This window comes from Arthrobacter sp. 05T45 (assembly GCF_056395875.1).
In genome coordinates this window covers 131398-145357 of record NZ_JBFTKI010000002.1, presented here as the reverse complement: position 1 = coordinate 145357, position 13960 = coordinate 131398, and the positions used below count along the sequence as shown (strand labels likewise).

The 13960-nt window shown below is 66.7% G+C and carries 15 protein-coding genes and 1 tRNA gene; 7 read left to right on the top strand and 9 right to left on the bottom strand.

Features of this window, described 5'->3' with window-relative positions; genetic code table 11:
* Nucleotides 1–126: 126 nt before the first annotated feature.
* From AC1DGD_RS03345 to AC1DGD_RS03325, 5 genes are all read right to left on the bottom strand, one after another.
* Nucleotides 127–984: an oxygenase MpaB family protein gene (locus AC1DGD_RS03345; RefSeq protein WP_476855885.1), complete on the bottom strand. Its 858-nt coding sequence runs from the start codon at nucleotides 982–984 to the stop codon at nucleotides 127–129.
* A 25-nt stretch (nucleotides 985–1009) separates the two neighbouring features.
* Complete coding sequence (locus AC1DGD_RS03340; protein WP_476855884.1) at nucleotides 1010–1975, bottom strand: hypothetical protein; 966 nt, start codon at nucleotides 1973–1975, stop codon at nucleotides 1010–1012.
* Nucleotides 1972–2457 (bottom strand): hypothetical protein, encoded by a 486-nt coding sequence (locus AC1DGD_RS03335; protein ID WP_476855883.1) that lies wholly within the window; start codon nucleotides 2455–2457, stop codon nucleotides 1972–1974. Before AC1DGD_RS03335 ends, AC1DGD_RS03340 begins: the two co-directional genes overlap by 4 nt.
* A 64-nt stretch (nucleotides 2458–2521) precedes the next feature.
* Nucleotides 2522–2995: a hypothetical protein gene (locus AC1DGD_RS03330; protein WP_476855882.1), complete on the bottom strand. Its 474-nt coding sequence runs from the start codon at nucleotides 2993–2995 to the stop codon at nucleotides 2522–2524.
* Between the two features lie 668 nt (nucleotides 2996–3663).
* A tRNA-Leu gene (locus tag AC1DGD_RS03325) sits at nucleotides 3664–3746 on the bottom strand.
* A 164-nt stretch (nucleotides 3747–3910) separates the two neighbouring features.
* On the opposite strand from AC1DGD_RS03325, the gene AC1DGD_RS03320 reads away from it, so the two are divergent.
* Together AC1DGD_RS03320 and AC1DGD_RS03315 are read left to right on the top strand one after the other, a co-directional pair.
* A complete protein-coding gene (locus AC1DGD_RS03320) occupies nucleotides 3911–5227 on the top strand; it encodes a M20/M25/M40 family metallo-hydrolase (RefSeq protein ID WP_476850923.1) in 1317 nt (438 codons plus the stop codon).
* Between the two features lie 16 nt (nucleotides 5228–5243).
* Nucleotides 5244–6407, top strand: coding sequence for an acyl-CoA dehydrogenase family protein (locus tag AC1DGD_RS03315; protein ID WP_476850922.1), 1164 nt, complete (start codon nucleotides 5244–5246; stop codon nucleotides 6405–6407).
* Between the two features lie 72 nt (nucleotides 6408–6479).
* On the opposite strand, the gene AC1DGD_RS03310 is transcribed toward AC1DGD_RS03315, so the two are convergent.
* Nucleotides 6480–6713 (bottom strand): DUF5703 family protein, encoded by a 234-nt coding sequence (locus AC1DGD_RS03310; RefSeq protein ID WP_018772920.1) that lies wholly within the window; start codon nucleotides 6711–6713, stop codon nucleotides 6480–6482.
* Nucleotides 6714–6752: 39 nt separating this feature from the next.
* Between AC1DGD_RS03310 and AC1DGD_RS03305 the strand changes: the two genes are divergently transcribed.
* Nucleotides 6753–7025 carry a hypothetical protein gene (locus AC1DGD_RS03305; RefSeq protein WP_223916379.1) on the top strand — a complete coding sequence of 91 codons (273 nt, stop codon included), beginning with the start codon at nucleotides 6753–6755 and terminating at the stop codon, nucleotides 7023–7025.
* Between the two features lie 24 nt (nucleotides 7026–7049).
* Here the strand turns inward: AC1DGD_RS03305 and AC1DGD_RS03300 are convergent, their stop codons facing one another.
* A complete protein-coding gene (locus AC1DGD_RS03300) occupies nucleotides 7050–7985 on the bottom strand; it encodes an aldo/keto reductase (RefSeq protein WP_223916377.1) in 936 nt (311 codons plus the stop codon).
* A 50-nt stretch (nucleotides 7986–8035) separates the two neighbouring features.
* Between AC1DGD_RS03300 and AC1DGD_RS03295 the strand changes: the two genes are divergently transcribed.
* Together AC1DGD_RS03295 and mshC are read left to right on the top strand one after the other, a co-directional pair.
* Entirely contained in the window at nucleotides 8036–8869 is an 834-nt protein-coding gene (locus AC1DGD_RS03295; protein ID WP_476855881.1) for an undecaprenyl-diphosphate phosphatase, read from the top strand.
* Nucleotides 8870–8884: 15 nt separating this feature from the next.
* A complete protein-coding gene (gene mshC, locus AC1DGD_RS03290; protein WP_476855880.1) occupies nucleotides 8885–10165 on the top strand; it encodes a cysteine--1-D-myo-inosityl 2-amino-2-deoxy-alpha-D-glucopyranoside ligase in 1281 nt (426 codons plus the stop codon).
* A gap of 71 nt (nucleotides 10166–10236) precedes the next feature.
* Here the strand turns inward: mshC and AC1DGD_RS03285 are convergent, their stop codons facing one another.
* Both AC1DGD_RS03285 and AC1DGD_RS03280 read right to left on the bottom strand, forming a co-directional pair.
* Nucleotides 10237–10755, bottom strand: a complete 519-nt coding sequence (locus AC1DGD_RS03285) for a DUF1269 domain-containing protein (protein ID WP_476850919.1) — start codon at nucleotides 10753–10755, stop codon at nucleotides 10237–10239.
* A gap of 168 nt (nucleotides 10756–10923) precedes the next feature.
* The gene (locus tag AC1DGD_RS03280) at nucleotides 10924–11829 is read right to left on the bottom strand and encodes a PAC2 family protein (RefSeq protein WP_476850918.1); all 906 of its coding nucleotides are present in this window, start codon (nucleotides 11827–11829) and stop codon (nucleotides 10924–10926) included.
* A gap of 153 nt (nucleotides 11830–11982) precedes the next feature.
* Here AC1DGD_RS03280 and AC1DGD_RS03275 point away from each other — a divergent pair, with 153 nt between their 5' ends.
* Together AC1DGD_RS03275 and AC1DGD_RS03270 are read left to right on the top strand one after the other, a co-directional pair.
* Nucleotides 11983–12780 carry an HAD family hydrolase gene (locus AC1DGD_RS03275; RefSeq protein ID WP_476855879.1) on the top strand — a complete coding sequence of 266 codons (798 nt, stop codon included), beginning with the start codon at nucleotides 11983–11985 and terminating at the stop codon, nucleotides 12778–12780.
* Nucleotides 12773–13960, top strand: a complete 1188-nt coding sequence (locus AC1DGD_RS03270) for a site-2 protease family protein (protein ID WP_476850916.1) — start codon at nucleotides 12773–12775, stop codon at nucleotides 13958–13960. The genes AC1DGD_RS03275 and AC1DGD_RS03270 overlap by 8 nt, the downstream gene beginning before the upstream one ends.

The following is a 13960-nucleotide window of genomic DNA, read 5'->3' as shown; positions in this document are numbered from 1 at the left end:
GTTCAGGTTCCGGCGGGCCTGTTCGCGCGTAGTCGGAGTCCGCGTCGTCGTCTTCGGTCAGCACGCAGGCCCGTCACGGGTGCGTCGGGTCCACCCCAGGGTCGACGGCGGTAAGCAGCCCGGGCCTCAGACGTTGGCTGATTTCCCCCAAGGGCCGATCTGGTCCAGGGTGTATCCGTCCGGGTATGCCACGACGTTCATCCTTCCCGGCACAAATATGGGCTCGGTCGGCAAGGGACGCAACCTGGCCTTGAGGGAGCGGAACCGCAGCACCGCGTTGAACGGTACGCGCAGCACTGCCGGGGCAGGTTTCAGGCCCAGGGCAACAGCGACCTGGGGTTTGTCCATCATCAGCGCCAGGATGGTCGGGGTGAATCGGCGAAGCAGGGCGGGGATACGGCTGGCGAAGGCCGCGACGGTCGCATTGAACAGCATCGAGCCCTCGGGGCTCGGGCCCATGTTCCGGTCCTCGTATTCGTCCAGGAACCGTTCCGCCTCCGCGAAGGTGGCCGGGATGCCCTCAAGCCCCATCTGCCGGCCCAGTTCGGCGTAGAAATCCGTGGCGGCCCGCTTCTCCAACTCCGTCAACCGGCGCCAGCCGTGACGTTCGGTCCAGCGCAGCGGCAGGACAAGCAAGGTCATGAGGACGTAGACGAAGTCGTCCGGGGTGCCGGACACCCCGTTGTGGACCCGGCGGAGCAGTTTGATCATGGCCTGGCTGCGTTCGTGCTCGAACCCGTTGGCGATGATCTCGTGGAGGACGATGCCGGTGTCGTAGGAGCGCTTCATCGGCCGGGATTTCATCTCTCCGGTCGCCGCCAGGGTCCTCGCTGTGGAGGGGATGGCGAAGTTGCGGTAATAGGCGACGAAGAAGCCCGAATGGATTTCAGTCTTGAAATCGAAGAGGACCATGTTCCGGTAGATCCCGTACATGTCCGTACCGCTCGGGCGTGTTCGGCGGGTCGGGTGCGTGAGGAGTTGCATGGCGGCTTTCTGTAGCTGTCGCAGGCTATGCCGGGGCGGGGGAGTTATGGAGCTTTGCTTCAACGGAGAGCAGGTAGCTGCGCTCCTCCGCGGTCAGGAACGTCGCCGAAGTGCCCGCAGCGAGTTCAGCGTCCCGGATTTCGACAACCATCCGGTGCAGCCTGTCCTGTACCGGTGCCTGGGGGTCGGCCTCAAGGGTCCGGTCAAGCGACGTGCTCTTCAGCGCCTTGGACCAGATGGCCTCGACGCGTGCGAGGGTTTCGGTGTTCCGGCGGTGCAGGTTTTTGCGGGCAGCCCTGCCGGCAACCGCCGGGATCGTGAGCCCGGCGCCGGCCAGGACGGTCGCAACCAGTTCCAGCTGATGGTACGGGAAGCCAGGCCTGACCAGTACGGCCAGGAATGTCAGGTGCCGGGCCAACAAGGACAGACACATCTCGGCCATCACCAGGAAGCCCATGATGCAGCCGGCGCCCAGCATGGAGAAACCGACGCGGAACGGGCGGCTCATCCGCGGGACGTAGCGGAAGCAGATCACGGCAATTTCCGCGCTCATCGAACAGATGAAGAGGGTGAGCATCAGTGAGAACAGGAGAGCCGGGAAACGGTCCTCGTAGATGCCCCAGGCGGTGGTCGTGACGGTGGGTCCTGTGAGGAGGAAGAACGCGGTCTGCAGGCTCAGCGTGAGCGTCAAAGGCAGTGTCCGTGTCCACCAGGTCCGGCGGCCGCCGGCTTCCGGGGCGATGGCGGCGTATGCGGCGAGGCGCAGATACCAAAGCGAGATAATCATCAGGGAGTTCAGGACCAGTTTGACCAGGTTCATGCCGCCGAGGGCCGTATCGACGGGGACGTAGACAATCGGGGACATGAGCAAAGAGCCCACGCCTCCGTACACGGCACAGGAGAACACCAGGTCGCTCCGGCTGCGAAGCAGGGCGGGAATGCGGGCCCCGGCCAACAGGAACAGTGCCGCGGCCATGAGGAACTGCATCATCCGAAGACCGCCCCGAAGTTGCCCGGCTCCGCGTCCGGCTGCTGGTAGGAGCGGCGGATGCGGGAGGCAAGCCGGTCGGCAAGGAGTTCGGCCGTTACCTCGAGCTCGTCGGCGAAGTCGGTGCGTTTCAGGGCCGAGACGACGCGCTCCGGGTCGAGGTCCGGGAAGAAGACCTGGGCGTAGTCGTGCGAGAGGACTTCCTGCTCGTGGCGGAGGATCATGTGGGCGAACTCGTGCAGGACGATCTGCTGGCGGTGCACCTCTGACGCCGACTTGGCGTGGAGGATGAGGTCCAGGCCGTCCAGGCCGAACCACAGGCCACAGACCTTGTCGGTGGGGGTGTTGTCGATCGGCCTGATGACAATTGGACGCCCGCTCGCGGTCTCCAGGCGGCTCTGGATGGAACGCATGGAGACCGGCTCCTGCAGCCGCAGGCCTTCTTCCGCAGTCCGGGCCCGCGCTCGGGCGACGCTGTAGTCCATGGCGCTGATCCTTGGGATGGTCCGATAGGGGGCCGGAGTCCCTCCGACTCCAAGGAGGAGCGTATCAGCCCTGTTCAGAGGCCTTTCCGGCACCCGGCGTGTCGGAAGAAGTGACGTTCGTCTCCGCCAGCTGCTCGTCGATGAGGTCCCGGATCTGAAGGAGCGTCTCGGGTGACAGGCCGCCGAGTTGCCGGGCAGCGAAATTGCGGACCTTGTTGGCCCGCATGCTGGCCAGGAGGTCCAGCTGGGCTTCGACTTTCCGGGGCAGTTCGTCCTGGTCGTGCAGCAGGTAGTCGCGGTTCACGCCGAAAAACTTTGCGAGGTTCTGCAGGAGCTCGGTCTTCTTCACCTCGGGCCCGGACCCGGTGCGCATGTAGTGCCAGCGGGCGCGGGAGATCGGGGTGCCGGCCGTCTTCATGGCGGCGCTGACGTCGTTGAAGGTGATCTTCTTCCCGGCGGCTTCCGAGGAATCAAGGAGAAGGTTCAGCTTCCTTGCGAGTGCCGCGCCCGGCCCGGAATCGACTGATGCGTCATTCATGACAGGGCTCCTTTGCTGCGGTCGAAGGGTGGATCCAGAAGACAATATCATCCGATTGGACATGTCCAATAATTTTGCATTACCCTCTGAAAACAGAATTGGACATGTCTATTTCTGCATCGGGGGGTACCGGGCCACGCCTCCGGTAACGCCTCCATAGTGGAGGCACGCAGCCTAAGGGTTGCCCGTCAGGGGAGCCACGCTCCGGCTGACGCCACGACGGCCGCATTCCTGCAGGAGCTTTTGGGGGGCCGGCAGGGATGCGGTCTTTTGGTTGGCCCGGCCGCGCCGGCTCAACACCCTTGTACCGGCAAGCACACAGCGGCCCAGCGGGTCGTTAATCCTTGGACTTCCGGCCTCGGGCCCGTCGAGCTGCCCAAACCACGAAGACGACGATGAACGCGACGGGCAAAAGCACCAGCGGGTTCCAGCCTCTAACTGTCATTTGTCATCCCTCGATCCGCTTGCAAGTCTCTTGCGCAGACTCTACGCCGGCGGCCACGGGGCGAGAACGCTGCGCGGCCATCCTCCGGCGGGCACGTCCGGTGGGCTCCGGGCCGGGGCAGCAGGTATTGGTATTCAGCGGCAGCGGGGGCGAAGCCGCGGCCCGTCGGCGGGGAAGCAGAAAAAAACCCCTGGAATCCGTGGATTCCAGGGGTTTTCCCTTGTGCGCGGAGGGGGACTTGAACCCCCACCCCCTTTCGAGGACTAGCACCTCAAGCTAGCGCGTCTGCCATTCCGCCACCCGCGCAGGTGGTAATTCCGAGTTCGTTTCGCCTTTCAGCGTTTTGCTTTTCTCGGAAGCAGCGAGAAAGACTCTAGCACGACTTTTCCGGAAACAAATAATCGGGGTCCGCGGGGGTGGTGTGGGTAGGCTGAAGCAAGCAATTGAGCCACCCGCCACGAGGAGCCGCTATGACTGACACCCGGACCGAAACCAGGCCAGAGGATGAGGTCGTCAGGATCTGCCAGGAGCTGATCCGGATCGACACGTCCAACTACGGCGACGGCTCCGGCCCCGGTGAACGCGCGGCCGCCGAATACACCGCCGGGCTCATGGCCGAAGTCGGGCTGGACGCCGAAATCTTCGAAGCAGCCCCCGGCCGCGCCAGCGTGGTCACCCGGCTGGCGGGGGAGGACCCCTCCGCCAGCGCACTGGTGGTCCACGGCCACCTGGACGTCGTCCCGGCCCTGCGCGAACAGTGGTCGGTTGACCCCTTCGGCGCCGAACTGAAGGACGGCCTGATCTGGGGACGCGGCGCCGTGGACATGAAGGACATGGACGCCATGATCCTGTCCGTGCTGCGCAACTTCGCCCGCACGGGACGCAAACCCAAGCGCGACCTCATCTTCGCGTTCTTCGCCGACGAGGAAGCCGGCGGCACCTACGGCGCCCGCTACGCCGTCGAGAAGCGGCCCGAACTCTTTGAGGGCGCCACGGAGGCGATCTCCGAAGTCGGCGGCTTCTCCGCCACCATCGGCGGCCAGCGCACCTATCTGCTCCAGACGGCGGAAAAGGGCCTCTCCTGGCTCCGCCTGGTGGCCCACGGCCGCGCGGGCCACGGCTCCCAGATCAACACCGACAACGCCGTGACCAGGCTTGCCGGCGCGGTATCCCGGATTGGTGCCTATAACTGGCCGATCGAGCTCACGCCGACCACGCGGCAGTTCCTCGACGGCGTTACCGAACTCACCGGGGTCGAATTCGATCCCGACGATCCGGAGAAGATCCTCAAGGAACTCGGCACGGTGGCCCGCTTTGTCGGCGCCACACTGCAGAACACCACCAACCCCACCCTGCTCAAAGGCGGCTACAAGCACAACGTCATTCCGGAATCGGCCGAGGCCCTCATCGACTGCCGGACCCTGCCCGGGCAGGAACAGCAGGTGCTGGAAATCGTGCGCGAACTCGCCGGCACCGGAGTGGACATCAGCTACGTGCACAACGACGTCTCGCTGGAGGTGCCGTTCGCCGGCAACCTCGTCGATTCGATGATCGATGCCCTGCATTCCGAGGATCCGGGCGCCAAGGTGCTGCCGTACACGCTCTCCGGCGGGACCGACAACAAGTCCCTGAGCCGGCTCGGCATCACCGGCTACGGCTTCGCCCCGTTGATGCTGCCGGACGAGCTCGACTTCACCGGCATGTTCCACGGCGTCGATGAGCGGGTCCCGGCGGATTCCCTGAAATTCGGCGCACGGGTGCTGGACACCCTGCTCACCAACTACTGAGCGGACACTGCCTGCCATGACGCCCGAGGACATCCTGAGCGGGCCGCTGCTGGAACGGATCCGCGGCCGCGCCGCCGGCTACGACCGCGATAACGCCTTCTTCCACGAGGACCTCGCGGATCTCACGGCGGCCGGCTACCTGAAAATTTTCGTCCCGGTGATCGACGGCGGACTCGGACTCGGGCTTGCGGAAGCGGCGCAGCTGCAACGCCGGCTGGCGACCGCGGCGCCGGCCACGGCGCTGGCCGTCAACATGCACCTGGTGTGGACCGGCGTCGCCCACGTCCTTGCCGCCCGCGGTGACTCCTCGCTGGATTTCATCCTCCAGGAAGCGGCACAGGGTGAGGTCTTCGCCTTCGGCAATTCGGAGGCAGGCAACGACTCCGTGCTGTTCGATTCCCGCACGGAGGCCGTCCCGCTGCCTGGCGGCGGCTACAGCTTCACGGGCCGCAAGATCTTCACCAGCCTGTCACCGGCGTGGACCCGGCTGGGCATCTTCGGGAAGGACGCCAATGCCGCGGACGGCGCCGGGGAACTGGTCCACGGGTTCATCACCCGGGAAACCCCCGGCTACGAAATTTTGCCCGACTGGGACACGCTCGGCATGCGCGCCAGCCAGTCCAACACGACCCTCCTGGAGGGCGCCGTCGTCCCGGCCGAACGGATTTTCCGGAAACTGCCGGTGGGCCCGAACGCCGACCCCCTGATCTTCGCGATCTTCGCCTGCTTCGAGACCCTCCTCGCCGCGGTGTACACCGGAATCGGCGAACGGGCCCTCACGCTCGGGGTGGAAGCGGTGCAGCGCCGGACATCGTTCAAGAACGGCGGCCGCAGCTACGCCCAGGACCCGGACATCCGCTGGAAGGTGGCGGAGGCGGCAATGGCCATGGATGCGCTCTACCCGCAGCTGTCCTCCGTGGCGGCCGACGTCGACGCCCTCGCGGACCACGGCAGCCAATGGTTCCCCCGGCTCGTGGGGCTCAAGGTCCGGGCCACGGAGACGGCGCGCACCGTGGTGGACCTCGCCATCCGGGTATCCGGCGGCTCCAGCTACTTCCGCGGCTCCGAGCTGGAGCGGCTGTACCGGGACGTGCTCGCCGGCATGTTCCACCCATCAGATGACGAGTCGGCGCACAATACCGTGGCGAACGCCTGGCTGGGCCCGCTGGAGACACCCTAGAGGGCCCAGGACTCCCCGTGGCGTTCGTGGCTGCCGATACCGGCCGATGCGCGGCCGGGATCCGTGTGCGGCCTAGACGGTGCGCTGGACCTGGATGACTTTCCGGCGCAGCCAGAAACGCCGCCCGCCGCCCACGTAGAGGCGGCTGCGTTCCAGTTCCCATTTGCCGTACTCGGAATGCTCCACGAGCCGGCGGCGGGCCTCGGGGAGCGAATCCTCAGGACCGACCGTCAGAACGAGGTACTCGTACTGCTTGACATAGTCCCGTTCCCGCCGGACCGAGCTGCTCAGAAAATGTTCTTTCATTGCTCTCCATTTTCGTCTTTTTCCGACTAACGTGAAGTCATGAGCATCGATCCGCGTGTCGCGCTTCAGTCCCTGACCTCTGCACTGGAAGAACACCTGGCGGCGGCCTCCGCCCGCAGAAGTGACGGGGATCCCGCGGTCGAGGCGGCGTTCTTCGCCGTTGCCGATGCCTTTGAAGTCTACGACGACGCCCTGTATGAGGCGTATGGGGAAGTGACGCCGCTCGAAGTGATCGACGGCGACGAAGACGGCGACGAAGACGATGTCGACGACGAAGAGGACCTCGAGATCCTCGAGAATTCGGAGAATTAGGGGGACCTGCGGATCTCCGCGGCCTCAGCCGGGGTCGGACACGTCTTCGAGCGCCTGCGCGATCTCCGGCGGCAGCGGCGCGAGCGCCGAATCCAGGATCTCCTTGAGCTGAACCGGTGTCCGGGGGCCGACGACGGCGGTTGCCACCCCCTGTTGGGACAACAGCCAGCTCAGCGACACATCCAGGGCAGTCCGGCCCAGCCCCTTCGCCGCCATGGCGACGGCTTCCACCACGCTGGACGCCGGTCCCTCGAGATAGGGTTCCACGTACGTCGCCAACCGCTGGTTGGCGGCCCGGGAATCAGCCGGGATGTGGCCACGGTATTTGCCGCTCAGGACGCCGCGTCCCATCGGAGCCCAGGCCATCAGGCCCAGCCCCGCGTCCTCGATGGCCGGAATGAGCTCAATCTCCGCGTTGCGCTGCAGGAGCGAGTATTCGGACTGGTTGGCCACGAGGGGGAAGCCCGCGATTGCGGCGGCCTTTGCAGTCTGCCAGCCGTTGAAATTGGAGACACCGGCGTATCGCGCCCGGCCGGACCGCACCGCGTGGTCCAGCGCTGACAGGGTTTCCTCCAGCGGAACATTCGGATCCCAGGCGTGCGCGAACCAGAGATCCACGTAATCGGTTCCCATCCGGGCCAGGCTCGCGTCCAGCCCGGAGAGCATGCCGTTGCGGGACGTGTCGACGCTGCGGCGACCGTCCGCCGTCGTCAGTCCGGCCTTCGTGGAGATCACCACTTCGGAGCGCGCCACGACGTCGCCCAGTATTCCGCCGAGCATCGCTTCGGCCTGCCCGTCGGCGTAGGACGCCGCCGTATCGATCAGGGTTCCGCCGGCATCGACGAAGGAGCGCACCAGGGCGGCGGCATCCTGTTCCTCGGTTTCCCTGGCCCAGGACATGGTGCCGAGGGATAGGGCGGACACGCGCAACCCACTGTTGCCGACATAACGCTGTTGCATGTCAGCTAGCTTACGGGGTCGGGCTGCTTCGTAACGTAGGGTCTATAAACGTGAACTGGATACAAGCGGCTCTGTTGGGCCTGGTACAGGGGCTGACCGAGTTCCTCCCGATTTCCTCGAGCGCCCATCTGCGGATTGTCGGCGCCTTCCTCCCGGAAGCGTCCGATCCCGGCGCCGCCTTCACGGCCATCACGCAGCTGGGCACCGAGACCGCGGTGATCGTCTATTTCTGGCGCGACATCCTGCGGATCATCCGTGCCTGGGCCGGTTCGCTGACCGGCAAAGTCTCCCGGCGGGACCCGGATGCGCGCATGGGGTGGCTGGTGATCCTGGGCAGCATCCCGATCATCGTCCTGGGCCTGCTGTTCCAGGACCAGATCGAATCGGTACTCCGCAGCCTGTGGGGCGTCGCGACCATGCTGATTATCTTCGGCATGGTCCTCGCGGTGGCCGACACCATCGGCCGGCAGGACCGTGAACTGACGCAGCTGACCTACAAACATGGGCTCTATTACGGACTGGCGCAGGCCCTGGCCCTTTTCCCCGGTGTGTCCCGCTCCGGCGGCACGATCAGCGCCGGGCTCCTGATGGGTTACACCCGTGAGGCGGCGGCCCGCTACTCCTTCCTGCTGGCAATCCCTGCCGTTTTCGGCAGCGGCCTGTACCAGCTGTACAAGGTGGTCTCCAAGGAAGGCATCACCGGCCCGTACGGTCTCCCGGAAACCGCCCTGGCCACCGTGATCGCCTTCATTGTGGGTTACGTCATCATCGGCTGGTTCCTGAAATACGTCTCCACCCGCGGCTACCGGCTCTTCGTCTGGTACCGGATCATCCTGGGAATGTCCCTGTTCCTGCTGCTCGGTTTCAATGTCATCAGTGCCTAGCACTAGGCTTGGTCTGTGAAATCCTGGACCTCCCGCCCTGTTGCCCAGCTCCCCGGCAGCATGCCCGCCCTGAGCCTCTTCGATACCGCCAAGGGCGGAATTGTGACCCTGGAGGCCACGGGTGAGCAGTCCATGTATGTCTGCGGCATCACCCCTTATGACGCCACGCACATGGGCCACGCGGCCAGCTATGTCGCCTTCGACCTCCTCAACCGCGCGTGGCGGGACGGCGGCCAGCACGTCGCCTACGTCCAGAACGTGACCGACGTCGACGATCCCCTCCTGGAGCGCGCCACGGCCACAGGCGTCGACTGGCGCGACCTCGCCGCGAGCCAAATCGAGCTGTTCCAGACCGACATGGAGGCCCTGAACGTCCTCGCCCCGGACCACTACATCGGTGCCGTTGAGGCCGTTCCCCTGATCGTTCCCGCCATCGAGCGCCTGCTGCGCAACGGGCTCGCGTACCGCGTCCCCGGCGCCGGCGGCGAGCCCGACGGCGACGTCTACTACGACGTCGAAGCCGCCGGGAAGCACTCGACGGACGACGTCGACGCCTGGACCCTGGGATCCATTTCCGGACTCTCCGACGCCGAAATGCTGGAACTCTTCGCCGAACGCGGCGGCGACCCTGGCCGGGCCGGGAAGCGCCAGGCGCTGGATCCGCTGCTCTGGCGGGTTGCCCGCGAGGGCGAGCCCAGCTGGCCCGGTGGCGAACTGGGGGAGGGCCGGCCCGGCTGGCACGTCGAATGCACCGTGATCGCCCAGGAGTACCTGCCCAAGCCCTTTACCGTCCAGGGCGGCGGCTCGGACCTTATTTTCCCGCACCACGAAATGGGCGCCGGCCACGCGTACTCGCTGGCGGGCGTGCCGCTGGCCCGCCACTTCGCGCACGCGGGCATGGTGGGCCTCGACGGGGAGAAGATGAGCAAGTCCAAGGGCAATCTTGTCCTGGTTTCCAGGCTCCGGGCTGACGGGGAAGAACCTGCCGCGATCCGCCTCGCGATCCTGGCCCACCACTACCGCACGGACTGGTCCTGGACCGCCGCCGGATTCGCCCAGGCCAAAGACCGGCTCCGCACCTGGCGCGAGGCCCTCGCCGTGGCGCCGGAAAGCTCCGCCGCGGCCCTGCTTGGCAGGCTGCGGACCGAACTGGCCAACGACCTGAACGCGCCCGGCGCACTCGCCGCCGTCGACGCCTGGGCCAAGGCCGCCCTGGCAGCCCCGGGGGAGGCCTCGGCCACGGACGCCGCGCTGGTGAGCGACGCCGTCAACGCCCTGCTCGGCGTCGAACTCTAACCGGTTTTCGGTCGGCCCGGAGGAAGATCCCAAAACCCAGCGGCCGTCTCCACGGTGGCTGCGTCGGCCGGTCAGGACGAAGCGGCTTCGATGATCTTCTCGTCGCCCTCGTTCACGGCTTTGACGACGGCGTCGTAGTCACCACTGTCGACAGCCTTGCTGACCTTCTTGGTGGCCTTGCTGATCGCCTTGTCGACGCGGTCGAGGTAGAGGTCATCGACGATGGCAACGATCGCCGAGGAGCCCGGCGGCAGAAACTCCTCCGCGTTGACGCCGATGGACTTCTCCTCGTGCCGCTTCCTGATGGCACCCACACCGGCGCCGATCCCGGCACCGATCACGCCGGACAGCAGCAGTGGCGGAGCGAACAGTCCGACCACCAGCCCGCCGACTGCGCCGGCCTTGGTGCCCCCGGCGACCAGTCCGCCGCCGTGCTCCTTGACCTCGGTCTTGCCCGATGAGTCCCGCGACAGGACGACGGCAGCCGCGACGGCCGCGTCATCCATGCCCTTGATCGCCTTGAAATCCTCTGCCGCCGAGCCCTCGTCGGCGTACGACGACACGAACAAGATGTAGTTGTGATCTGTCATGGTGTGCCCTCCACTCGGTGTTGGCCGGCGTCGCGGCCAGGTCCAACTCTCGCCGCGACAGGCGGCCGCCGGCAGGGTCATAAGACTCTGGTCCGGGGGAAGACCCCCATAGGGGAAGTGCGCGGGAAAGGTGGGAGTGGGAAGGGGGAGGGAAAAGCGGGACGCGGGCTAGGGCTTGTCCTTGCCCCGGCGCTTGAGGTAGCGCTCAAATTCGCGGGCTATCGATTCACCGCTGGCCTCCGGAAGGTCGGCGGTGTCCTTGGCCTCCTCCAGCTGGCGCACATACGCCGCAATTTCCGGATCCTCTGTAGCGAGCTCGTCCACGCCGCGTTCCCACGCGTCGGCCTCCTCCACGAGTTCGGTGGTGTCCAGCGGGACCTGGAGCAGCTCTTCGACCCGGTGCAGCAGGGCCAGCTGCGCCTTCGGCGACGGGGCCTGGGCTACATAGTGCGGCACGGCCGCCCAGAGCGACACGGTCGGGAGTCCGGCCAGCAGGGCCACCTCGCCGAGCACGCCCACAATCCCTACCGGGCCCTCGTACTGCGAGGCCTCCAGGTCCATCCGCTCACGCAGTGCGGCGTCGTCCGTGGAGGTGCTGACCGGAATGGGCCGGCTGTGCGGCACGTCAGCCAGCAGCGCACCGACCAGGATGACGTAGTCGACATGCAGCGCCTCGGCATGTACCAGCAGTTCCGCGGTGTAGGCACGCCACTTGTAGGACGGCTCGGTGCCCTGGACGAAGATGGCGTCCACATTCGAGTCGGGGACGCTGGCCTTGAAGATCCGCGTGGACGGCCACTTGATCTTCCGCTCACCGGCCGCTGTCCGCCGGATCGTGGGCCGGGTGAACTGGAAGTCGTAGTACTCGTCGGCGTCGATCGCCCCGACCTTCTTGCCGCCCCAGAGCTTGTTAAGGTAGCGCAGGGCATCGCTGGCGGCCTCTCCGGCGTCGTTCCAGCCTTCGAAGGCCGCGAGCATGACGGTGATGCGCCGGCCCTCGGGGACTGGCTGCAGCAGCCGCTCCGGCTCGGAGACGGCGCCTGGTTCGGTGGGGTCTGCCTCGAAGCTGTTCATGCCATCACCCTACGTCCAAGAACCCGCCGCGCGCAGGCAATCGCGCGCCAAGGAACCGCAATTTCCGCCCGGAATCCCAGGGTCAGGCGCGCGGAATTCGCCGTAGGCGTAGCGCGGGCGCCCGGCCGCGGGCTTCCCCGTAGACTGGAAGGCATGCGATCCTCAGCTTCCCGGCCCCTCCTTAAAGCAGCGCTCTGGGACATGGATGGCACCATTGTCGACACCGAGCCCTACTGGATCGCAGCCGAACACGCACTCGTCGAAGCCCACGGCGGACAATGGTCCCACGAACAGGCCATGCAGCTCGTGGGACAGTCCCTGATGTTTTCTGCGGGAATCCTGCAGGAAGCCGGCGTGACCCTGGAACGGCGCGAGATCATCGACACCCTCACCGGCCACGTGATCAGCCAGGTCCGGAGCTCCATTCCCTGGCGGCCCGGGGCCCGCGAACTGCTCGACGAACTCTACAACGCCGGCGTCCGTTGCGCCCTGGTCACCATGTCCGAGGCCCCGCTGGCCCGGGAGATCGTTGCGAGCCTGCCCGAGCCCTACTTCGAGTTCCTCGTCACGGGAGACACTGTGACGCAGGGCAAGCCGCACCCGGAGGCTTACCTCACGGCCGTTGAGCTACTGCAGCAGCAGGATCCCGAGCTCGGCCTGCACCACTGCGTGGCCCTGGAAGATTCCGTGCCGGGTGTCGCCGCCGCCGTGGCCTCCGGCGTCGTCACGGTCGCCATCCCGCACATCCTGCCCCTCCCGCACGATCCGCGCCGCGCCACCTGGAACACCCTGGAGGGCAGGACAGTCGCTGACCTGGAGGAGCTCGTGGCCCTGCGGCACGACTTCCCCGACGCCACCTTCGGCGCCGCCGCGGACCCAACCGGCCGCTTAAGCACGGTCTCGACTACGGTCTCGACCACACTCTCGACCGCGGGCCACGCCCGTGGCTGACACCGGCAGCCAGGGGCAACCCGGAAAGACTCCCGCTAACCGCCGGGAAGGGATCCCGCTAGGCCGGATCGCCGGCATTCCGGTATTTCTGGCGTATTCCTGGTTCATCATCGCGGCCTTCACGGTGATCGCCTACGGGCCGGTCCTGCAGAGCAACAATCCGCGCCTCGGCGTCACCGCCTTCTTCGTCGCCTTCGCCTACGCGCTGCTGCTCCTGATTTCCGTGCTGGCCCATGAACTCGCGCACGCGCTGACCGCGAAGCTGTTCCACTGGCCCACGGAGAAAATTGTCCTCAACCTCTGGGGCGGCCACACCCAGTTCCAGAGCTTCACGGCCTCACCCGGCCGCTCCGTCCTGGTGGCGATGGCCGGCCCGGCCGCGAACTTCGTCCTTGCCGGCGCAGGCTGGCTCCCGCTTGCCTACGGCAACCTGAACGGCGTGGCCGACATCCTGGCCAACATCTTCGTCTGGGCCAACCTGCTGATCGGCATCTTCAACGTCCTTCCCGGCCTTCCGCTGGACGGCGGCCGGCTGGTCGAATCCGCCGTGTGGAAAGCCACCGGCAGCCAGGAGAAGGGCACAATTGCGGCAGGCTGGGCGGGCCGGATCATCGTGATCGCCCTCGCCCTGTGGTTCATAGTCCTGCCGCTGGTCAGCGGCGCACGGCCGGATATTTCCTTCACCCTCATCACCGCCCTGGTGGGCAGCTTCCTGTGGATGGGGGCGTCGGCCGCGATCCAGCAGGCCCGCCTGCGGGGCCGGCTGCACCTCGTCGACGCCGCGGCCCTCGCCGAACCCGCCCTCGGCCTTCCGGAAACCGCGACGGTCGCGGACCTCCTGGACCGGGCGCCGGCAGGAAAGCCCACCGTGGTGCTGTGCGACCGGGACGGCCGTCCCGTGGCCATCGTCGACGCCGGCGCCGCAGCCAGTGTGCCTGCCGGACTGGCCGCAGCGACCGCCCTGACCGCGGTCTCCTACCCCCTTGGCGCGGGCGCCTATGTCCCGGAATGGTCCAAGGGCCAGGAGCTCGTCCAGTACCTGGCCCAGCTCGAAGGCCAGGAGTACGCGGTGGTGAACCGCGAGGGCGCCGTCACCGGGCTGCTGCGCCAGTCCGCCGTCGTCCGGGCCATAACGGGCAAGTACCGGAACGAACGCCAGAACCAGGGGCAGAACCGGTAG